Annotated in this window: 21 protein-coding genes and 1 tRNA gene; 18 read left to right on the forward strand and 4 right to left on the reverse strand. The window is 34.9% G+C overall.

Going from position 1 to position 20246, the window contains the following annotated elements:
• The first annotated feature begins 359 nt into the window (after positions 1-359).
• From EKL99_RS11235 to EKL99_RS11255, 5 genes are all read left to right on the forward strand, one after another.
• Entirely contained in the window at positions 360-587 is a 228-nt protein-coding gene (locus EKL99_RS11235) for a hypothetical protein (RefSeq protein ID WP_126576970.1), read from the forward strand.
• Positions 587-820, forward strand: a complete 234-nt coding sequence (locus tag EKL99_RS11240) for a hypothetical protein (protein ID WP_126576971.1) — start codon at positions 587-589, stop codon at positions 818-820. The genes EKL99_RS11235 and EKL99_RS11240 overlap by 1 nt, the downstream gene beginning before the upstream one ends.
• A gap of 725 nt (positions 821-1545) precedes the next feature.
• Positions 1546-2211, forward strand: a complete 666-nt coding sequence (locus EKL99_RS11245) for a succinate dehydrogenase cytochrome b subunit (RefSeq protein ID WP_126576972.1) — start codon at positions 1546-1548, stop codon at positions 2209-2211.
• A 12-nt stretch (positions 2212-2223) separates the two neighbouring features.
• On the forward strand, positions 2224-4224 hold the full coding sequence (locus tag EKL99_RS11250; protein ID WP_126458093.1) for a fumarate reductase/succinate dehydrogenase flavoprotein subunit: 2001 nt from the start codon (positions 2224-2226) through the stop codon (positions 4222-4224).
• Positions 4225-4312: 88 nt separating this feature from the next.
• Positions 4313-5059, forward strand: coding sequence for a succinate dehydrogenase/fumarate reductase iron-sulfur subunit (locus tag EKL99_RS11255; RefSeq protein WP_126458090.1), 747 nt, complete (start codon positions 4313-4315; stop codon positions 5057-5059).
• Positions 5060-5169: 110 nt separating this feature from the next.
• Here the strand turns inward: EKL99_RS11255 and EKL99_RS11260 are convergent, their stop codons facing one another.
• Positions 5170-5733, reverse strand: coding sequence for a hypothetical protein (locus EKL99_RS11260; RefSeq protein ID WP_126576973.1), 564 nt, complete (start codon positions 5731-5733; stop codon positions 5170-5172).
• 73 nt (positions 5734-5806) lie between these two features.
• Between EKL99_RS11260 and EKL99_RS11265 the strand changes: the two genes are divergently transcribed.
• The gene (locus tag EKL99_RS11265; protein ID WP_126569147.1) at positions 5807-6577 is read left to right on the forward strand and encodes an amidohydrolase; all 771 of its coding nucleotides are present in this window, start codon (positions 5807-5809) and stop codon (positions 6575-6577) included.
• Positions 6578-6580: 3 nt separating this feature from the next.
• On the opposite strand, the gene EKL99_RS11270 is transcribed toward EKL99_RS11265, so the two are convergent.
• A complete protein-coding gene (locus tag EKL99_RS11270; RefSeq protein WP_126561288.1) occupies positions 6581-8233 on the reverse strand; it encodes an Ig-like domain-containing protein in 1653 nt (550 codons plus the stop codon).
• Between the two features lie 218 nt (positions 8234-8451).
• Between EKL99_RS11270 and mce the strand changes: the two genes are divergently transcribed.
• Complete coding sequence (mce, locus tag EKL99_RS11275) at positions 8452-8853, forward strand: methylmalonyl-CoA epimerase (RefSeq protein ID WP_126458077.1); 402 nt, start codon at positions 8452-8454, stop codon at positions 8851-8853.
• A gap of 143 nt (positions 8854-8996) precedes the next feature.
• Positions 8997-9070: transfer RNA gene (locus EKL99_RS11280), tRNA-Ile, on the forward strand.
• A 359-nt stretch (positions 9071-9429) separates the two neighbouring features.
• On the opposite strand, the gene EKL99_RS11285 is transcribed toward EKL99_RS11280, so the two are convergent.
• Entirely contained in the window at positions 9430-10017 is a 588-nt protein-coding gene (locus tag EKL99_RS11285; RefSeq protein ID WP_126458074.1) for a riboflavin synthase, read from the reverse strand.
• Between the two features lie 57 nt (positions 10018-10074).
• Here EKL99_RS11285 and pdxA point away from each other — a divergent pair, with 57 nt between their 5' ends.
• From pdxA to EKL99_RS11335, 10 genes are all read left to right on the forward strand, one after another.
• Positions 10075-11124: a 4-hydroxythreonine-4-phosphate dehydrogenase PdxA gene (pdxA, locus tag EKL99_RS11290; protein ID WP_126458071.1), complete on the forward strand. Its 1050-nt coding sequence runs from the start codon at positions 10075-10077 to the stop codon at positions 11122-11124.
• A gap of 85 nt (positions 11125-11209) precedes the next feature.
• Positions 11210-11752 (forward strand): DUF177 domain-containing protein, encoded by a 543-nt coding sequence (locus tag EKL99_RS11295; RefSeq protein WP_126576974.1) that lies wholly within the window; start codon positions 11210-11212, stop codon positions 11750-11752.
• A gap of 9 nt (positions 11753-11761) precedes the next feature.
• Positions 11762-11956, forward strand: coding sequence for a 50S ribosomal protein L32 (gene rpmF, locus EKL99_RS11300; protein ID WP_007137315.1), 195 nt, complete (start codon positions 11762-11764; stop codon positions 11954-11956).
• 172 nt (positions 11957-12128) lie between these two features.
• Positions 12129-13127, forward strand: a complete 999-nt coding sequence (locus EKL99_RS11305) for a beta-ketoacyl-ACP synthase III (protein WP_126451979.1) — start codon at positions 12129-12131, stop codon at positions 13125-13127.
• A gap of 23 nt (positions 13128-13150) precedes the next feature.
• Complete coding sequence (gene accB, locus EKL99_RS11310; RefSeq protein WP_126458065.1) at positions 13151-13630, forward strand: acetyl-CoA carboxylase biotin carboxyl carrier protein; 480 nt, start codon at positions 13151-13153, stop codon at positions 13628-13630.
• A gap of 91 nt (positions 13631-13721) precedes the next feature.
• Complete coding sequence (gene accC, locus EKL99_RS11315) at positions 13722-15068, forward strand: acetyl-CoA carboxylase biotin carboxylase subunit (protein ID WP_126458062.1); 1347 nt, start codon at positions 13722-13724, stop codon at positions 15066-15068.
• A gap of 265 nt (positions 15069-15333) precedes the next feature.
• On the forward strand, positions 15334-15630 hold the full coding sequence (locus EKL99_RS11320) for a hypothetical protein (RefSeq protein ID WP_126458059.1): 297 nt from the start codon (positions 15334-15336) through the stop codon (positions 15628-15630).
• A 34-nt stretch (positions 15631-15664) separates the two neighbouring features.
• Positions 15665-15961 (forward strand): hypothetical protein, encoded by a 297-nt coding sequence (locus EKL99_RS11325; RefSeq protein WP_126458056.1) that lies wholly within the window; start codon positions 15665-15667, stop codon positions 15959-15961.
• A 34-nt stretch (positions 15962-15995) separates the two neighbouring features.
• Positions 15996-16292 carry a hypothetical protein gene (locus tag EKL99_RS11330; protein WP_126451975.1) on the forward strand — a complete coding sequence of 99 codons (297 nt, stop codon included), beginning with the start codon at positions 15996-15998 and terminating at the stop codon, positions 16290-16292.
• Between the two features lie 114 nt (positions 16293-16406).
• Positions 16407-17753, forward strand: coding sequence for a sigma-54 dependent transcriptional regulator (locus EKL99_RS11335; protein WP_126576975.1), 1347 nt, complete (start codon positions 16407-16409; stop codon positions 17751-17753).
• On the opposite strand, the gene EKL99_RS11340 is transcribed toward EKL99_RS11335, so the two are convergent.
• On the reverse strand, positions 17750-20182 hold the full coding sequence (locus EKL99_RS11340; protein ID WP_126576976.1) for a response regulator: 2433 nt from the start codon (positions 20180-20182) through the stop codon (positions 17750-17752). The genes EKL99_RS11335 and EKL99_RS11340 overlap by 4 nt on opposite strands.
• Positions 20183-20246: the final 64 nt, after the last annotated feature.

Consider the following 20246-nt stretch of genomic DNA (forward strand, 5'->3'; position numbering starts at 1 on the left):
CTTGATAAAAAAAGTAATGCCATTTAATTTTGTTCTTCTAACAATTTCTATACTGCTTTTTGGATCTTGTGCTGACGATTCTGAAATCTCCGCGGATTCTGCTAAATCTATTGATCGTAACGAGTACATTAAACATGAAAAAAAATAGAAAATCCTTATTCTGTAAATAATTATCAGTAGAGCATTATCTAATAACAAACCTATAGATCGAGTGAGTGGCTATACGTTACCGCAATTAGAGCAAGCACCAGTGGGAGCAAGATCGTGATGGGAATGGCGCGATAATATCAAAAACAAATACGATAATCCAACTGAGATTTTTGCAGAAGAATTATTTAATAATTGGCAAGACTAAAAATATGAAGAATATACTATTTTTATTGCTCATACTGCTTTTTAGTAGCTGTACAGAACAAGGAGGAGATAGAAACCATAATTATACTATTATAAATAATTCAAGTGTTGAGATAGAAATCATTCCTTATTATAATGGTGTGAAAAATATATCCAATAAAATAATTCTAAATAACGCTGATAAATTCAACAAAACTTTCACGGATACTCCATCCTACGGGCCGAATTTTTAATGCAATACATACCTTTCTCGGGTTCTTTGGTTCAAAATAATTTAACACATATTGAGATTACTTTTAACAACACGAAAAAGGTAATTTATCAAGAATGTACTGCAACAAATCAATGTTTTAATCAAGCTAGAAACATTTTTAATCCAATGTTTAGAGATGAACGCACCGAAGTTTACACCATAACTCCGGAAGATTATCAAAACGCGCAAGACTGTGGTGGGAATTGTAATTAAGTACTATGGAAAATAAATGAGGCTTAGTATTTTGTATAGACTAAGTCTTTGTTGAAATAAAGGCTGTCTCCATTACGAAGACAGCCTTTATTTTATGTTACACAGTAGTAAGATCCTGCAATACTTAATGAAATATATAAAGTGTTAGCACAATAACCCATTTTATAACACGACTAGGCTCGATTTGACAATGGTATTAATGTCTATATTGTTGTGTTTTTTATAGAAGTTAAAATGAAATTTCAGGATTCATTTTAAGGAGTAGAATATACTTAGAAACAGATTTCGCCATTTCATTAGTGCAGTCCATATTTTTAGGCCCGTGTATTTTTAGAACATCAAAAGAGATGATGTTAGTTTAGTTTTTTTGCTTATAAAAGTAAATTTAGGAGTTTGACGACAATTTTTTTAAAGTTGTTAAAATTGTATTTAGTGACTTTTTAAGAATTTGAAAAATAAACCATGCCAAAATTATTGATATGATACGTTTAATGTGAATATTTTAAGGATTATTGTTTTCATTTGCAATCGTTAAATTTTAAAATATATTATTTTTGTTGTGCTAAATGACAGATTTACAATATATTAAGTGCCGGTATTTAGTAAATTATTAACTTCGGGGCTTTAGCACTTTAAAATGATTATAAATTATAACGAAAAGGTTGTAGTTCACTACTAATTGCTCTATTTTTGTGTGATTCTTAAATTAATTCATTCAAATTCCTATGGCAAAATCCGCATTATTAAAGTCATCGATAGCAAAAAAAGTCGCTATGGCGCTTTCTGGACTTTTCTTAATTTTATTTTTAGCACAACATTTTTTTATAAACAGCACCTCCGTTTTTAGTCCTGACACTTTCAACTCCATTTCGCATTTTATGGGAAATAATCCGTTGGTTCAGTTTGTAATCCAACCCATTCTTATTTTAGGTGTTGTATTTCACTTTGTAATGGGTATCGTTTTGGAAATCAAAAATAACAGTGCCAGACCAATTTCTTACGCTAAGAACAACGGCGCGGCTAATTCCTCTTGGGCTTCCAGAAATATGATTATTTCGGGGGCGGTTGTTCTAGCTTTTATTCTGCTACATTTTTACGATTTCTGGGTTCCTGAAATGGTGTATAAATATGTAGCGGTTAATCCGCTTGACGAAACCAGATATTTCGCTGAGTTGACGCATAAATTTGAAAGTGGTATTCGTACGGCAATTTATTGCGTTTCGTTTCTTTTGTTATCGTTACACTTGTGGCACGGTTTCAATTCTTCGTTCCAATCTGTAGGTTTTAATAATAAATATTCAAAATCGTTGCATACATTAGGATATGCTTTTGCAATTGTAGTTCCTTTTGGTTTCATTTTCATTGCATTATTTCATCATTTCAATCATTAATATTAAATTATAATGGCATTAGATTCAAAAATTCCTACAGGTCCAATTGCGGACAAATGGACAAATTATAAAGATCATATTAATTTAGTAAACCCTGCTAACAAACGTAATTTAGATATAATTATAGTGGGTACAGGTCTTGCTGGAGGTTCTGCTGCTGCAACATTAGCAGAATTAGGATATAACGTAAAAGCATTTTGTTTTCAAGATTCACCCCGTCGTGCGCACTCCATTGCTGCACAAGGAGGAATCAACGCTGCAAAAAATTATAAAGGAGACGGTGATTCAGTTCACAGATTGTTTTACGACACTGTAAAAGGCGGAGATTATCGTGCTCGTGAGGCTAACGTACACCGTTTGGCAGAAGTTTCCGGTAATATTATTGATCAATGTGTGGCACAAGGTGTTCCTTTGGCTCGTGAATATGGAGGGTTATTAGATAACCGTTCTTTTGGCGGAACTTTGGTTTCTCGTACTTTTTACGCACAAGGACAAACAGGGCAACAATTGCTTTTGGGTGCTTACTCAGCAATGAATCGCCAGATAGGTCGTGGTAAAGTAAAAATGCACAACCGTCATGAAATGCTGGATTTAGTAATCGTAAACGGAAAAGCAAGAGGAATTATCGCTCGTAACCTAGTTACCGGTGAAATAGAAAGACACTCTGCTCATGCTGTTGTTATTGCTTCTGGAGGCTACGGAAACGTTTTCTTCTTGTCAACTAATGCAATGGGATCGAATGCTACTGCAGCATGGAAAATCCACAAAAAAGGAGCTTTCTTCGCCAATCCGTGTTATACACAAATTCACCCAACTTGTATTCCAGTTTCTGGAGATCACCAATCGAAATTGACATTGATGTCAGAATCATTGCGAAATGATGGACGTATTTGGGTTCCTGCAAAATTAGAAGATGCGCAAGCGATTCGAGAAGGAAAGAAAAAAGCAACCGATTTATCAGAAGATGAAAGAGATTATTTCTTAGAAAGAAGGTATCCTGCCTTTGGTAACTTAGTGCCTCGTGATGTAGCTTCCCGTGCTGCCAAAGAAAGATGTGATGCAGGTTTTGGAGTAAACAAAACAGGTGAAGCAGTTTATTTGGATTTTGCGGCAGCTATTCAACGGTACGGAAATGAACAAGCGTATGTGAAAGGATTGGATACTAATGATACTAAATTAGTAACTAAATTAGGTACTGAACTTGTAAAAAGTAAATACGGGAACTTGTTCCAAATGTATTATAAAATTGTAGATGAAGATCCTTATACTGCTCCAATGATGATTTACCCTGCGGTACATTATACAATGGGAGGTACTTGGGTTGATTATAACTTGCAAACTACTATTCCGGGTTGTTTTTCCATTGGGGAATCGAACTTCTCAGATCATGGAGCTAACAGACTTGGAGCATCGGCTTTGATGCAAGGTTTAGCAGATGGGTATTTCGTATTGCCATATACTATTGGAGATTATTTAGCTCCAGACATTAAAATGGGTGCCATATCTACAGATTTACCTGAATTTGTTGCTGCTGAAAAAGCGGTAAAAGACCAAATCGAAAGATTCATGAACAATAAAGGAACACATTCTGTTGACTATTTTCATAAGAAATTAGGGAAAATTATGTGGGACAAAGTGGGAATGGCTCGTAATGAAAAAGGATTAAACGAAGCAATTGTAGAAATTGCTGCTTTGCGTGAAGAGTTTTACAAAGAAGTAAAAGTTCCCGGAGATGCGAATGGTTTGAATCAAGAATTGGAGAAAGCAACTCGTGTTGCCGATTTCCTTGAATTGGGGGAATTATTTGCTAAAGATGCATTACACCGTAATGAATCTTGCGGAGGACATTTCCGTGAAGAATACCAAACTGAAGAAGGAGAAGCGCAACGTGACGATGAGAATTTTGCTTACGTAGCAGCATGGGAATACACTGGGAAACCAAGTGAAGCAATTTTACACAAAGAGCCGTTGGTATTTGATAACGTGAAATTAGTTCAAAGAAGTTATAAATAATTTAGTCTAATGTCTAACGTCTTAAAGTCAAGTGACTCCATGTCAATCGACTTTCGACTTTCGACTCTATGACTTTCAAACTAAAAATATGAAACTTACATTAAAAATATGGCGTCAGAAAAATGCCGCTGCAGAAGGTAAAATAGTTGAGTATCCTATAGATCATATTGAGCCAGACATGTCATTTCTTGAAATGCTTGACATTTTGAATGACGAATTGATCATGAAAGGGGATGAACCAGTTGCATTTGATCACGATTGTCGCGAAGGAATTTGCGGAATGTGTTCTTTGTATATCAATGGGGAAGCGCACGGACCAGACCGTGGCGTTACCACTTGTCAATTGCACATGAGAATGTTCAAGGATGGTGACACCATTTTTATTGAGCCGTTTAGAGCTAAAGCTTTTCCTGTAATAAGGGATTTAGTGGTCGATAGAAGTTCTTTTGACAGGATTCAACATGCGGGAGGATTTATATCCGTAAACACCTCAGGAAATACTATTGATGCTAATACGATCCCTATTAATAAGGAAGATGCGGATAATGCTTTTGATGCGGCTACTTGTATTGGTTGTGGAGCTTGTGTGGCGAGTTGTAAAAACTCATCGGCGATGCTTTTTGTCGCTGCAAAAGTATCTCAATATGCGTTGTTGCCACAAGGAAGAATTGAAGCTACTGACCGTGTATTGAATATGGTGAGCCAAATGGATGCAGAAGGATTTGGGAACTGTACCAATACTGGAGCTTGTGAAGTAGAATGTCCAAAAGGAATTTCTCTTGAAAATATTGCCAGAATGAATAGAGAATATTTATCAGCAAGTTTGAAAGGATAAACATTTAGTCCTAAAGGTCAAACTCAAAGGACAAGGATTGCATAATAATTTAAAACGCATTCAATGTCAAAGTTGAATGCGTTTTTTTATGTAAAATAATCTATTATACACTAATCTTTCCATCCCCAAGGTGCAGCAGGCGTACCTACTGTTTTTGTCAAATCAAATTTCACAGAAAACAATCGGTCAGAACCGATGCGCCTTAGGTTGTACGTGAAAGAAGTTTCGTCAAGAGTAATCCACCAAACATTTGCAGCAGCATTTGGAATCAAATCACAGGTTTCCTCATCTGCCGGAAAAAACTGAAGCGTTGCTGACCCCGCATTAGTGGTTGTCCCTCCATATTGTGTCACCTTATCCTCCGAGCCATCTTCGTGGCGGTGGTCGTGTTTCAACTGGATGCGATCGTTTTCATAAGCAAGTACCCAGGTTCTTGACTTGTCGTCTCCTACAAAAAACGGAATCCGAATCGTTTTTTCATCGCAGTTGCGGACATGCATCACCAGTTTTTTATCCCGAAAAGTATCATTGGTTGCACCCTCTGTGACTGTTCCTTCAAAGGATTTCCCACATTGTTTTTGTAGGTTTTCCCAAAATTGTTTCGCTCCCGATTTTTCCTGTCCAAAAATAAAAACAGAAAACAGAAAAGAGTATACAAGAAATATCTTTTTCATAAAGTTCTTTTTTGCTAATATAATGAACTTATGGTATTGTGATATTTCTTATTTTTATAAAAAATAAAGTAAAATGAAAATTATCCTAATTCAAGCTCCTTTAGTTTGGGAAAACCCAAAAGCCAACCGAAACTATTTCGAAGAAAAAATCAATGCTCTTACTGAAAAGGTAGATTTGATTGTGCTTCCTGAAATGTTCACAACGGGCTTTACGATGAATCCAAAGGATGTTGCAGAAACAATGCAAGGCGAAACCATTGTATGGTTACAATCATTGGCAAAAGCTACAAATAGTGCTATAACAGGAAGTTTAGTTATTAAGGAAAACGGAAATTTTTACAACAGAATGGTGTTTGTATTTCCTTCTGGAACAATTCAGTGCTATGATAAAAAACACTTGTTTACTTTAGCTGGCGAAGATAAAGTATATACTAGTGGCACCCAAAAAACGATTGTAAATTATTTAGATTGGAAAATTTGCCTTCAAATATGTTACGATTTGAGATTTCCTGTATTTTCCAGAAATTCAGAGGATTATGACTTGGTGATTTATGTTGCAAGCTGGCCAAAAATTAGAACAAATGCTTGGGATGCTTTATTGAAAGCACGAGCGATAGAAAACATGTGCTATGCTATTGGTGTCAATAGAATCGGTATTGACGCAAATGGTTATGAATACATAGGTCACTCACAAGCAGTCGATTTTCTGGGGAATTACATTCAAGAACCAATAGAAACAGAAGGTTTGTTTTTAGTAGAATTAGACCCAGAAAAAATGCTGGAAACCCGACAAAAATTGGGTTTTTTGAATGACAGAGATTCTTTTGAAATAGAAAACAGATAACGTTTATTTCTTCTTGTTGGTTTTCTTTTTAGGTTCCGGAATGTAGGGAAGACTTAAATCAAATGCCTGGTTGACGTCCCAATTTGCCCGAACAGGAATTTCTTTGGAAAAGTAAATCACTTCCTCGGCTTGACGTTTTTCTAAATAATTACCGGAATCCCATTCCTTGTTTTTATTGGCATCATAAATAATTCGGAGCGTGTACAGCTCGGGGTCAATTAAATTAAAATTTATTGTGGTGTTTTCCTCGGTATATTCAGTAGCTAAAACGTCCCCTTTTGCATTCGTGAGTTCAACAATGACGGGAAATTGTTTTGCTTTTTGCAACTGCACGGTCAGATTCCCATAATCAGCAGTGCTTTGAGTGTTTAATTTATACGTTAAAGTATCGTTTGTTTGTTCGAAAAAATCAGTTAACGCTCCAGGTAAAATTTCAAATGTATAATTTTCGGAAGGTTCTTTAATGAAATCAAAAAAAAGCTTTTGATTGAATTCGTCGTATTTAGTGGTAAACGGCACTGCATCTTTTGCGTTATTGGTTAGGTTTATTTTCGAATTTTCGAAACGGGTTAAAGGAGTATTACTTTCTAATGTAAATTGCTCTCTAAATTTTAAGGTTCCGTTTTGCAGGGCTATGACGTTTAAAGTATCTTTTTTCTGATCTTTTATTTTAAAATTGAATTTCGATTCATATTGACCTTTGGCTACAGCCAAATTTAGTGAATCAGCTTTAATGGGCTTGTACCAGATTTGAAGGGAATCTTTTTTTGGAAATTTAGTAATGACAGTAGGCAGAAGATCGTTGTTGTTTTTTAAAATTATTTTGGGCCTGTCATCAGCAGAATTTATTAGTCCCTCATACCCTACTAACAAACGGTTTCCTGAGGCTTGACTAGGCTTAAATGTTTTGAAAGGAAGTGTTTCCTTAAATAATTCTAACTCATAAATAGTGTCATTTGGAATCGTAATAAAGTCTTTGCTAAATCCAATTTTATCTGTTTTTGGGTTGTATTTATTGTTGCTGTTGTAGTCTTTCATGGCTACAAGAAGATATTTCCCTGCTTTTAAATTCTCTAAACGAAACGTCTTCAAGCTGTCCAATGTATTGGTTACATATCTTGGGGTTTCGGTATAAACAACGGAGTCCTTGAAACTGTCATTGACTTCGTAAAGCATAACTGATACGAATGATTCCACTTCTTTTTCATACGCACTTTTCAGAGTGCCACCAAGGCTTAAAGAGTCAATATAATCGCCGGTAGAAAACACATATTTGAATTGATTTAACGGATTCCCTTCATTATTATCAGCAATACTTTGTCCAAAATTAAAGCTGTACGTGGTGTTGGGTTGTAGTGTATCTTTAATTTTTATGGTGATCGTTTTGCTTGCCGTTGTGGGTAAAACCAATGGATCGTTCTTCATTGGTGGCGAAATAATCAATTGTTTGTTCAGGTTTTTTATTTTAATATTTTCGTCAAATACCAACTTAATCTCATCTCCTTTGAAGTTTGTGTTGAAGTTTTCCGGGAAACTCATTTTCAAAACAGGCGCAATAGTATCTTTTAATCCCCCGGTGATAGAGCCTCTTTTGGCACAACCAGCTACAATAAAAAGCAATAATAAGAAGGCGTATTTTAAATTGTTTTTCAACATATCAAATCATAATTAGAATGTACAAAATAACAATTATAATTCATGTGATTGCTATTTTTTATAAAATTATTATGCGTAATAAATTCAACTTGCCTTTTGTGGGGACCTTGTTTTTTCTTTTTAATGTTTAATTTTACACTGAAAAATAATTGTAGTTATAATTCGCAGTGGTAGTAGAGTTTTTCAACTAAAGTAGCGTTGCGCTCAAAACATAAATAATGAGGAAAATAGAACACATTGGGATTGCAGTTAAGAATTTAGAAGTTTCTAATAAAGTTTTTGAAAAGCTTTTTGGAGCTCCGGCCTACAAATTCGAGGCGGTGGAAAGTGAAGGAGTAACAACTTCTTTTTTTATGAATGGGCCGAACAAAATTGAGCTCTTAGCGGCTACAAATCCAGAAAGTCCTATTGCTAAGTTTCTTGAAAAAAAGGGAGAAGGCATACACCACATTGCCTTTGACGTAGAAGATATAGTTTTAGAAATTGCGCGTTTAAAAAAAGAAGGTTTTATTGTATTAAATGAAATTCCTAAAAAAGGGGCTGATAACAAGTTAGTTGTCTTTTTGCATCCAAAAAGTACGAATGGCGTTTTGATTGAGTTGTGTCAGGAAATAAAATAAGTGTTTTCAGGATAATTCATTTAGTATTCTACTATTCAGCAAGTTTCTGCTTGAAAGCAATGAATCATTGAAATATTATTGAAATCTAAGTCAAAATATTTGGAGTACATGAAAAATAGTAGTAATATTGCACACTCTTAACCGGTCCTATAGCTCAGCTGGTTAGAGCACCTGACTCATAATCAGGTGGTCCCTGGTTCGAGCCCAGGTGGGACCACAGTTTAAGTTTAAAAGCCTTCAAAATTATTTTGAAGGCTTTTTTTTAAAACCGAAGCTAAAAAAATGCATTATAAATTAGAAATGATAATAAAGCACATTTTAGATTTAATAAATATTTTGTATCATTAATTGTGCTATCTATGAAGATTGGAACAAATAAATTTATTTTTTTAATCGTTTTCTTTTTTGCCTTTGCGAATAGCACAATTGCTCAGCCTCCTCCTCCTCCTCCTGAAAACCCTCCTCCAGCTCCTATAGATGAATATATTTATATCGCAATTATAGTCTCGTTGATTTTTGGCACAATGCTGATATATAACAGTGTGAAAAAAAACCTTAAATAAAGAGTGTTTTGTATTATTGGGTTTTGTAAAGCCTAGTCACGTATTTCCCAATGACATCAAATTCAAGATTTATTTTTGTGCCAACTTCAAAAGTTTTAAAATTAGTATGTTCGTATGTATAAGGAATAATGGCGACACTAAACTGATTTTTCTTTGAGTTCACAACCGTTAAGCTGACGCCGTTTACCGTAATGGATCCTTTCTCAATGGTAATGTTGTTCCAATTTTCCTCATATTCAAAAGTGTAAAGCCAGCTGCCGTTGGTCTGCTCGGCAGTGATGCAGGTGCCCGTTTGGTCTACATGTCCCTGAACAATATGTCCGTCCAGCCTATCTCCCAGCTTCATTGCTCTTTCCAGATTGATACTGTCTCCAACTTTCCAATCCGATAAATTTGTTTTTTTTATAGTTTCGTCTATTGCGGTTACGGTATAAAAAGTGTCGTTGATAGCAACAACCGTAAGACAGACCCCGTTATGTGCCACGCTTTGATCTATCTTAAGTTCAGTGGTAATTGATGCATTTATGGTAATATGAACGTTATTTTTTTCTTTTTTTATTTCTTGGATGATACCAAGGGTTTCTATGATTCCTGTAAACATTTCTTGTTTTTTTTACTAAATTTGCACTTCAAAATTAGCAATAAATAACGGTATGTCATTATGAAAAAAGCAGAAAATATAATTGTCGGAATTTCTATTGGAGATTTAAACGGTATTGGAAGCGAAGTTGTTTTAAAAACATTTGAGGATTCTCGCATGTTAGAGTTGTGCACTCCAGTTATCTTTGCTAATGTCAAGTTGTTGTCTTTTGTTAAAAAAAGTTTTCAATCAACATCTTTGCTCCACGGGATCGACAAATTAGATCAAATCGTATTAGGCAAAATCAATGTATTAAACCTCTGGAAAGAAGGTGTGGATTTAAATCTTGGCAAGGATGATTCTAAGGCAGGGGAATATGCTATAAAATCATTTATTGCAGCGACGAAAGCACTCAAAGAAGGTGTTATAGACGTTCTGGTAACAGCACCGATAAATAAATTCAATATACAATCAGACGATTTTAAGTTTCCGGGCCATACGGATTACCTAGACCAAGAACTAGAAGGCAATGCCTTGATGTTGATGGTTCAGGATAATTTGAGAATAGGATTGCTGACAGATCATATTCCGCTTAGTGAAGTCGCCTCACAGCTAACGGAAGAATTGATTGTGCGAAAAATCGAAACGGTCAGACAGACTTTGATCAAAGATTTTGGCATTAATAAACCCAAAATAGCAGTTTTAGGTTTAAACCCGCATTGTGGAGATGGCGGAGTCATAGGGACAGAGGATGACTTGATTATAAAACCTACATTAAAAAAAATGTTCGACAAAGGGATCTTAGTATTTGGTCCATTTGCTGCAGATGGTTTCTTTGGCAGTAATCAATACGAGAAATACGATGCCGTTATAGCAACCTACCACGATCAAGGATTGATTCCTTTCAAAACATTATCTTTTGGAAAAGGAGTAAATTATACTGCAGGCTTACATAAAATAAGAACCTCACCAGATCACGGCACCGCTTATGATATAGCAGGCAAGGGAATAGCTGATTTTAACTCCTTCAAAGAGGCTGTATATCTGGCAATAGACATTTATCATTCCAGAAATCAATATGCAGAAATTAGCAAAAAACCATTGAAAACAAAAGAAAAGCAGTTGTGAACAAAAAAAAGTGAATAACATTATTAGATTTGCAATAATTTTATATCTTTGCACTCCCGAAGTTTAGGGGAAAATTGTTGTTGAAATGAAGAACACAAAAGAATATTTAATTCCTTTTATAGGATTAAAGCTAGGGAAACATCATTTTGAGTATCAAATCAGTAATGCGTTCTTTGAAATCTTTGATTATGATGAATATAAAGATTCAAAGATCAAAGTAAATGTAGTTTTAGAGAAAAAAAGCACACTGTTAGAGTTGCGTTTTAATCACAAAGGGGCTGTAAATGTGCCATGTGATCTTACCAGCGAAGATTTTGATCTGCCAATTGAGGGCGAAATGAAATTAATCGTTCGTTTTGATGAGGTTTACAATAATGACAACGACGAATTATTGATTTTGCCCCACGGAGAGTTTGAAATAAATATTGCACAATATATCTATGAAATGATTGTGCTGTCAGTCCCTTTAAGACGCGTTCATCCGGGCATACAAGATGGAAGTTTAAAGACTGAAGCCTTGACAAAACTCAATGAATTGACGATAAAGGAAGAAAAAGAAGAAAATAAAGAAGAAGAAAATATTGACCCGCGTTGGGACAAGTTAAAGCAACTATTAACGGATAAATAATATAGTAAAATGGCACATCCTAAGAGAAAAATCTCCAAAACAAGAAGAGATAAAAGAAGAACACATTACAAAGCTACTGTAGCACAGATTGCTACTTGTCCAATTACTGGAGAAGCACATTTATACCACAGAGCGTATTGGCATGAAGGTAAAATGTACTACAGAGGGCAAGTTGTTATAGATAAATCTGTAGCTGTTGCATAATACATTTTTTGTAAATGATATTCGAACTCTCACATCGTGAGAGTTTTTTTGTTGTTTGTAATTTTCGTTAAATAAGAAGTTCTAATTCAAAGAGAATGGAATTTTTTTTGTAATTTTCAAGTCTTTTAAAAATTTTCAAATGGTACCATTTGACTAGAAATAAACGCATACAATGAATACAATCACAGCCGCAATAACCGCTGTTGGAGCCTATGTTCCAGACTTTGTACTAACGAACAAAGCTCTTGAAGCCATGGTCGACACCAATGACGAATGGATCACCTCTCGTACAGGAATAAAAGAAAGAAGAATCCTTAAAGACAAGGACAAGGGAACTTCTTTTTTGGCCATAAAAGCCGCGCAGGATTTATTGGCCAAAGCGAACATTGACCCTTTAGAGATCGATCTACTAATTATGGCAACCGCAACGCCCGACATGCCAGTAGCGTCAACAGGCGTATATGTAGCAACCCAAATTGGAGCCACAAATGCTTTTGCTTATGATTTGCAGGCTGCTTGTTCCAGTTTTTTGTTTGGGATGTCAACAGCTGCTGCTTATATTCAATCCGGAAGGTATAAAAAAGTACTCTTAATTGGTGCTGATAAAATGTCTTCTATCGTGGATTATAAAGACCGATCTACTTGTATTATTTTTGGAGATGGTGCTGGTGCAGTACTCTTTGAACCTAACTATGAAGGATTAGGATTGCAGGATGAATACTTGCGCAGTGATGGAATTGGCAGAGATTTTCTTAAAATTGATGCCGGCGGATCACTTAACCCTGCCTCTTTTGAAACGGTAAGAGACAACAAACACAACATTATTCAAGACGGGAAAACAGTGTTTAAATACGCCGTAACCAATATGGCAGATTCAAGCGAATTAATTTTGAAAAGAAATAATCTGACAAATGAAGATGTCGATTGGCTGGTTCCTCATCAAGCCAATAAACGTATAATTGATGCGACAGCCAACAGAATGAATTTAGAAGAATCTAAAGTATTAATGAATATCGAAAAGTACGGAAATACAACTTCTGCCACTTTACCATTAGTGCTTAGTGATTTTGAACATCAGTTCAAAAAAGGAGATACGATAATTTTGGCTGCTTTTGGAGGTGGATTCACTTGGGGATCTATTTATCTAAAATGGGCATACGACAAAAAATAAATTTAAACTAAAAACAAATAATTATGGATTTAAAAGAAATTCAAAATCTAATCAAGTTTGTCGCAAATTCAGGAGTTGCAGAAGTTAAACTAGAGATGGATGACGTGAAAATCACCATCAGAACAACCTTAGAAGGAAATGTCACTGAGACTACTTATGTACAGCAAATGCCCGCTCAAGGAGTGCTTCAGCAACCATTAGCTCCACAACAAGTGGCTCCCGTTGCAGTTGTTCCGGCAGTACCTGCGATAGAAAACGCTCATTTCATCACTATAAAATCTCCAATTATTGGAACTTTTTATAGAAAACCATCTCCGGATAAACCGATGTTTGTTGAAGTAGGTAAAAGCATCGCTAAAGGAGATGTTCTTTGCGTAATAGAAGCTATGAAGTTATTTAACGAAATTGAATCTGAAGTTTCTGGTAAAATCGTAAAAATATTGGTTGACGATATGTCGCCAGTTGAATTTGACCAACCTTTATTCTTAGTAGATCCATCATAAGAAATTATAAATTATAAATTTTGAATGATGCTTTTTCATTATTTGAAATAATTTAAAATTTAAAATTCAACATTTAAAATTGCAAAACAAGATGTTTAAAAAAATATTAATTGCAAATAGAGGAGAAATTGCGTTACGCGTAATTAGAACTTGCAAGGAAATGGGGATCAAAACAGTAGCGGTGTATTCTACTGCAGATGCCGAAAGTTTACATGTAAGGTTTGCTGACGAAGCCGTTTGCATAGGACCACCTCCAAGCAACTTGTCCTATTTGAAAATGTCAAATATAATTGCCGCCGCAGAAATTACAAATGCAGATGCAATACATCCAGGATATGGATTCCTTTCTGAAAACTCTAAGTTTTCTAAAATTTGTCAAGAACATGGAATCAAATTCATTGGAGCTTCTCCAGAAATGATTGATAGAATGGGAGATAAAGCTTCTGCAAAATCGACTATGATAGAAGCGGGTGTTCCTTGTGTTCCGGGTTCAGTTGGGATTTTAGAATCCTATGAACAAGCGCTACAGCTTTCAAGAGATTTTGGCTTTCCCGTAATGCTTAAAGCTACTGCCGGTGGTGGTGGAAAAGGGATGAGAGCAGTTTGGAAAGAAGAAGATTTGTTGAAAGCCTGGGAAGATGCCCGTCAGGAATCAGCCGCAGCTTTTGGAAATGACGGAATGTATTTGGAGAAATTAATCGAAGAACCTCGTCATATTGAAATTCAAGTTGTAGGAGATGCTTACGGAAAAGCCTGTCATCTTTCAGAAAGAGATTGTTCTGTTCAAAGACGTCACCAAAAATTGACCGAGGAAACTCCATCACCGTTTATGACCGATGAATTGCGTCAGAAAATGGGGGAAGCAGCTGTAAAAGCAGCCGAATATATTAAGTATGAAGGTGCTGGAACGGTTGAGTTTTTGGTGGATAAAAACCGTAACTTTTATTTCATGGAGATGAATACCCGTATTCAAGTGGAGCATCCTATTACAGAACAGGTTATTGATTACGACTTAATTCGGGAACAAATTATGGTTGCTGCCGGAATATCTATTTCAGGTAAAAATTATTTACCACAGTTGCACGCCATCGAATGTAGAATTAATGCAGAAGATCCTTATAATGATTTCCGTCCTTCTCCAGGAAAAATTACAACACTTCACATGCCCGGTGGACATGGTGTTCGTTTAGACACTCACGTTTATTCAGGATATACAATTCCGCCAAATTACGATTCTATGATTGCAAAGTTAATTACTACTGCACAAACTCGTGAAGAAGCAATTAGTAAAATGAGAAGAGCCTTAGACGAATTTGTGATTGAAGGAATAAAAACTACCATTCCTTTTCACAGACAGTTGATGGATGATCCTCGCTATATTGCAGGTGATTACACAACCGCTTTTATGGATACGTTCAAAATGAACGACCCAGAATAGCAGATTTACATATCTATAATAAAAAACCTTGCAGCGATGCAAGGTTTTTTTGTTTAGAACCACTACAAAAAAACAAAGCGGGTAATTTATACCCACAACACGCTACGTTTTACCCACATTTCTCCTTATTAAAAAAAACATATTTCATTAAACACCTCTATTACAGATATTTAATGACACAGCGCCTTCCTTTATAACTCTGGTACAATTATTTCAATTACTTGAACAATAATAAGTAACAATAATAATCTATAAATAAAACAGTATGAAAAAGTTAATGGTATCAGCAGCAATTGTAATAGCGAGTTTTTCAACATATACAACTACAGCTCAAACAACAACTACACCAGCAAAAACAGCCTCAATTCAAGAAGAATATATTGAAGTGAAAAATGAAGAAGTGCCGGAAGCTGTAACAAAAGCGTTAAAAACGGCTTACCCAGATGCAATTCTAGACAAAGCATATACAAATGCAAATAAAGAATATAAACTGGATGTGACTGTTGGGGACAAAAAAGGAAATCTTTTTGCAGATGCTACTGGGAAATGGATTCAAAAATAAAGCATTAAAACAATAACAATTTAAAAGAAACACTATGAAAAAGTTAATTTTATCAGCAGCAATTATTTTAGGAAGTATGACAGCATTTGCCACTACAGTTCCAACTTCAAATGAACTAGTACAAACGCTATCCATTCAAGAGGAATATGTAGAGGTACAAGTAGAAAATGTTCCGGATGCTATTAAAACCGCTTTACTAGCAGCACATCCAGACGCTGTTCTGGACAAAGCACACGTAAATGCTAACAAAGAGTATAAATTAGAAGTGACTGCAGCAGCGAAAAAAGTTATTCTTTTTGCAGATGAAACTGGGAAATGGATTCAAAAATAAAGCATCAAAACAATAACAATTTAAAAAAAATACTATGAAAAAGTTAATTTTATCAGCAGCAATTATTTTAGGAAGCATGTCCGCATTTGCAACAATACTTCCCGTTCAAAACCCACAAAATCAATCTGTTTTACTACAAGAAGAATATACTGAAGTACAAGCAGAAGCCGTTCCTCAAGCAATAAAAACAGCTATGGAAAAAGCATATCCCGGAGCAATTCTGGGAAAAGCATACATCAATAAAAATAAAGAATACAAACTAGAAATTACAGTTGGAGACCAGAATGCTACTGTTTATGCGGATGCTGAAGGAAACTGGATAAATAAATAATTTAGGTGAGTTTTGTTTAAAAAGAGAGATTGTTTTAACAGTCTCTCTTTTTTTGCAAAAAATTAGCTAAATACAAATTTAATACCTTTATTTTAGCCATAAAGTTAAAATACAATGGCTAAAATTTTATTGATTGAAGATGATGTTGCTTTTTGTAAATTATTAGAAAAATTTCTGGTAAAAAACGATTATGAAGTAACGGCTACATTTTCAGCTGAAGAAGCAAAATCTCAAATCAAAAACAATGAATTTGACCTCATCATTACGGATTTACGACTTCCAAATTATGATGGAATTAAACTTATGTCAGAAATCAAGAGTACCCATCCTAATGTTCCCGTCCTCTTAATGACGGGATATTCTGATGTGAATACTGCTGTAAAAGCCATGAAAAATGGGGCGGCAGATTATATTTCTAAACCATTCAATCCCGAAGAAGTTTTATTGGTTATTCAAAATTCTCTTCAAATGGAAACGCACACTAATTCTGACAAAGTAATTTCTGAACCTAAAACTGACAATAAAAAAAACAAAAAACCGACTAGTGAATTTGTAAAGGGGATCTCAAAAGCATCTCAAAAACTGGCAGAATATATCCAACTCGTCAGCCCAACAAATATGTCAGTTTTAATCATCGGCGAAAGCGGAACGGGAAAGGAAGTTATTGCCAAAGGCATTCACCAGAACAGTTCCAGAACAAACAATAATTTCATTGCCGTAGACTGTGGATCGATCCCAAAAGAATTAGCTGCAAGTGAGTTTTTTGGCCATGTAAAAGGATCTTTTACGGGAGCCATAAATGATAAAATTGGATTTTTCGAGGCAGCAAACAGAGGTACATTATTTCTTGACGAAATAGGGAATCTTTCCTATGAGAATCAAATCCAACTATTGAGAGCACTCCAAGAAAGAAAAATTAAGCCTGTAGGAAGCAATAAAGAAATTGATGTAGACATCAGAATCATCACCGCCACAAACGAAGACTTACGGGAAGCAGTCAAAAATGGGACATTCAGAGAGGATTTGTACCATAGAATAAATGAGTTCTCTATACATTCCCCCTCTTTGGTAGATCGTGACGAAGATTTGATGCTCTTTTCTGATTTTTTTCTTGAAAAATCAAATCAGGAATTAAACAAAAAAATCATTGGGCTTTCTGCTGAAGTAGTTACAATTTTTCAAAACTACAGATGGCCGGGCAATCTGCGTGAGCTTCAAAATTGCATCAAAAGGGCCACGCTCTTGTCGCAAGGAGATTTCATTGAAAAATCAGCACTACCCGCAGAATTTTTTCAAAATGAAAACCTAGACACCTCTGATCTGTCTTTGTCTCAAAACGAAAAAGAAGTCATTCAGGAAGCTTTAGCTAAAACCAATAACAACAAAACAGAAGCTGCTAAATTATTGAAAATCAACAGAAAAACACTGTATAATAAATTAAAATTATACAATATCAATTAGTTTAATTCCTTTTCTAACAGGACAAAAAGAGCTGTTATTTTGAGCTTCAAATTAATTGAAGCCATGGTTATTTCTTCAAGTGTTAAGTTTTTTTGCTCTAATACATCTAGAATAACACTGATTTCTGATGCGCTAATTTGCTTGAACATGGGCCCCATTTTATGAGCTGTATTCTTAATCTCCATAAAATCAATGTTTGAAACTGACCGATCTAAATTTTCTAAATTCTCTGCCGTACTTTTTATAAATGAGAGTAACACTTCTTTTAAAGCAACTATATCATTAGATAAAAAAGCGTTCAAGACTTTTAATGAATAAGGCCTTTCCTCCTTTGTTTGCTTGCTTTTTAGAATTCCTTCAAAGGGAACTGCGTCATTGTTCAAAATAGACTGTAGTGTTTTAAGCAGTATATTAGGAGAATAGGGCTTGCTGATTACAGTGGTAAATCCTGCGGTTGTGTAGTTGTTCAGATTTAAATCATTTCTTCCGGTGACCGCTATTACAGGTTGTTTTTCATACTCGTATTTGGGATTATCTATGAGTTCTTTCAAAAATAAAAACCCGTCCATAACTGGCATTTGAATATCGGTGATAATCAAATCAAAGGTAATATTTGATAGCGCATCAAGAGCTTCTTTTGCACTAGCAAAAGGGAATACAATATATTGGTTTTGTTTTAAAACTTCAGTTGTTAATTTCAACAAGCTTTCATCGTCATCTATCAGTATGGCTGTATAGTGCTTTTTTGACGGATTCGCAGTAGTCTGTTTTTCGGAAACCGTGACATCAAAAAGTAAGGGGATTTGGATTGTAAACAAACTTCCCTTTCCTAATTCACTTTTCAAATGCAAAGCACCGCCTAGAATCGCTGTCATTTTTTTAGAAATGGTAAGTCCTAATCCTGTCCCGCCATATTTTTTCTCTATATTCTTATCGGCTTGAATGAATTCCTCAAAAATGAGTTCTTGGTTTTTTTCTGCTATTCCAATCCCGGAATCTTCTATTTGTATCGCTATCAATTGTGTTTCCAAGTAGATTTCAACACTAATTTTTATGAATCCTTTTTCAGTAAACTTGAACGCATTTCCAATAAGGTTTGATACTATTTGTCTTAAACGAAAAGGATCCCCAATGATTTTTTTTTCGAGATTAGGGTCAATTTCAACAATCAGTTGAATTGGTTTTTGTGCATAAACGGATTGAATGCTATTTGCCACTTCATAAATCATCTCGTACAGCGAAAACGGGATTTTTTCTATCGTGATTTTCCCAGCTTCAATTTGAGTAAAATCCAATAGATCCTGAACCAATTGTGAAATATAATCGGAGGAACCTTTGATGTTCTTGGTGTAATAGCATTGTTTACTGCTTAAATCGGAATTTCCCAATAATTCCGTATAGCCAATAATCGTGCTTAAAGGGGTTTTCAGGTCGTGGCTTACAGTTGCAATGAGTTGCTCCCGACTAATAAGTAATTTTTTGGATTTTAGATTTGCCTCCTCCAATTGTTTCTTATAGGATTGGGTTTTTGAGTAATCATTTAGAATTATAATCAAAAAAAACAAAGTAAGCAATAATCCAATTATAGCCGCAGAGGTTACAATTTGATTCGTTTTTGCTAAGGAATTCTCTCTATCCGAATAGTTTTTTGTGGTGTTTATTATAATTTCCCGTTCTATAGTGTTAAGGACTTTTCTTAGCTGGTCAGAGATTGAAAGTTCATTTTGCAATAATTTATTTTCCTCAAAATTCAATAATTTTTTCTTTTGGGATGTTTCTCTTTTTACCTCATTTAATAAATTTTTAGAAACCGTCAAAATAGAATCGGTTGCTTTTTTACTTAACGTATTGGTACTATCATCCGGAATGTTTTGATTTAAGTAGGCAACATATTTCTGAAGGACATTTCGTTGATAAATTCCCATTCTGGCGGGATCTTTTACAAAATCTTCTAATTCCAGTTTCCGCAAGGAAGACTCCATTTTAGTCAAATCACCAATCGCGTCGTCCACCGCATCTTCATTTTCAGTTTTATTTTTAATAAGTTTAAGTTGCTGAATATTTATCGTTTTCTTAGATAGCAATTGCTTGACACTGTCTAGTAAAGTGATTTGGTGTGGTGTGGAGACAAACAATTTCAAGGAATCAATTTCTGCTTTTAACAGCATGTTTTTCTTCATATAGTTGTTAAAATTTTTTTCTGATTCTGATTGAATGGCTATTCGAGCTAAATTTTCCGTTTCATACGTATCAGAGAGCAAGTTGCTAACCCGTAAAATAGTATTGCTTTCCTCGGTAATTCTTTCTTCGGTTTTTGAAAAATTCTTGTTCTCGGAGTATAAAAACCAGCCCACACTGGCAAAAAGCACCGCCAAAACCAGATAACTCAGGAAAACTTTTATCGGAATATAACTTTTTTTGTTATTCATTTTTCAAAGATAAAAATTACAAAATTATTTAAAGTTAAGGTATTCAAAATATTTTGACACAAAC

The organism is Flavobacterium sp. ZB4P23 (assembly GCF_003970375.1).
Lineage (GTDB): Bacteria > Bacteroidota > Bacteroidia > Flavobacteriales > Flavobacteriaceae > Flavobacterium.

What these genes read in the sequence shown, in the direction of transcription:
- EKL99_RS11250 (WP_126458093.1), top strand. Translation starts at nt 2,224, where the DNA reads ATGGCATTAGATTCAAAAATTCCTACAGGTCCAATTGCGGACAAATGG.
- EKL99_RS11305 (WP_126451979.1), top strand. Translation starts at nt 12,129, where the DNA reads ATGAATACAATCACAGCCGCAATAACCGCTGTTGGAGCCTATGTTCCA.
- EKL99_RS11255 (WP_126458090.1), top strand. Translation starts at nt 4,313, where the DNA reads ATGAAACTTACATTAAAAATATGGCGTCAGAAAAATGCCGCTGCAGAA.
- EKL99_RS11265 (WP_126569147.1), top strand. Translation starts at nt 5,807, where the DNA reads ATGAAAATTATCCTAATTCAAGCTCCTTTAGTTTGGGAAAACCCAAAA.
- EKL99_RS11325 (WP_126458056.1), top strand. Translation starts at nt 15,665, where the DNA reads ATGAAAAAGTTAATTTTATCAGCAGCAATTATTTTAGGAAGTATGACA.
- accB (WP_126458065.1), top strand. Translation starts at nt 13,151, where the DNA reads ATGGATTTAAAAGAAATTCAAAATCTAATCAAGTTTGTCGCAAATTCA.
- EKL99_RS11330 (WP_126451975.1), top strand. Translation starts at nt 15,996, where the DNA reads ATGAAAAAGTTAATTTTATCAGCAGCAATTATTTTAGGAAGCATGTCC.
- EKL99_RS11260 (WP_126576973.1), bottom strand. Translation starts at nt 5,733, where the DNA reads ATGAAAAAGATATTTCTTGTATACTCTTTTCTGTTTTCTGTTTTTATT.
- accC (WP_126458062.1), top strand. Translation starts at nt 13,722, where the DNA reads ATGTTTAAAAAAATATTAATTGCAAATAGAGGAGAAATTGCGTTACGC.
- EKL99_RS11245 (WP_126576972.1), top strand. Translation starts at nt 1,546, where the DNA reads ATGGCAAAATCCGCATTATTAAAGTCATCGATAGCAAAAAAAGTCGCT.
- mce (WP_126458077.1), top strand. Translation starts at nt 8,452, where the DNA reads ATGAGGAAAATAGAACACATTGGGATTGCAGTTAAGAATTTAGAAGTT.
- rpmF (WP_007137315.1), top strand. Translation starts at nt 11,762, where the DNA reads ATGGCACATCCTAAGAGAAAAATCTCCAAAACAAGAAGAGATAAAAGA.
- EKL99_RS11320 (WP_126458059.1), top strand. Translation starts at nt 15,334, where the DNA reads ATGAAAAAGTTAATGGTATCAGCAGCAATTGTAATAGCGAGTTTTTCA.
- EKL99_RS11295 (WP_126576974.1), top strand. Translation starts at nt 11,210, where the DNA reads ATGAAGAACACAAAAGAATATTTAATTCCTTTTATAGGATTAAAGCTA.
- EKL99_RS11285 (WP_126458074.1), bottom strand. Translation starts at nt 10,017, where the DNA reads ATGTTTACAGGAATCATAGAAACCCTTGGTATCATCCAAGAAATAAAA.
- EKL99_RS11235 (WP_126576970.1), top strand. Translation starts at nt 360, where the DNA reads ATGAAGAATATACTATTTTTATTGCTCATACTGCTTTTTAGTAGCTGT.
- EKL99_RS11340 (WP_126576976.1), bottom strand. Translation starts at nt 20,182, where the DNA reads ATGAATAACAAAAAAAGTTATATTCCGATAAAAGTTTTCCTGAGTTAT.
- EKL99_RS11335 (WP_126576975.1), top strand. Translation starts at nt 16,407, where the DNA reads ATGGCTAAAATTTTATTGATTGAAGATGATGTTGCTTTTTGTAAATTA.
- EKL99_RS11270 (WP_126561288.1), bottom strand. Translation starts at nt 8,233, where the DNA reads ATGTTGAAAAACAATTTAAAATACGCCTTCTTATTATTGCTTTTTATT.
- EKL99_RS11240 (WP_126576971.1), top strand. Translation starts at nt 587, where the DNA reads ATGCAATACATACCTTTCTCGGGTTCTTTGGTTCAAAATAATTTAACA.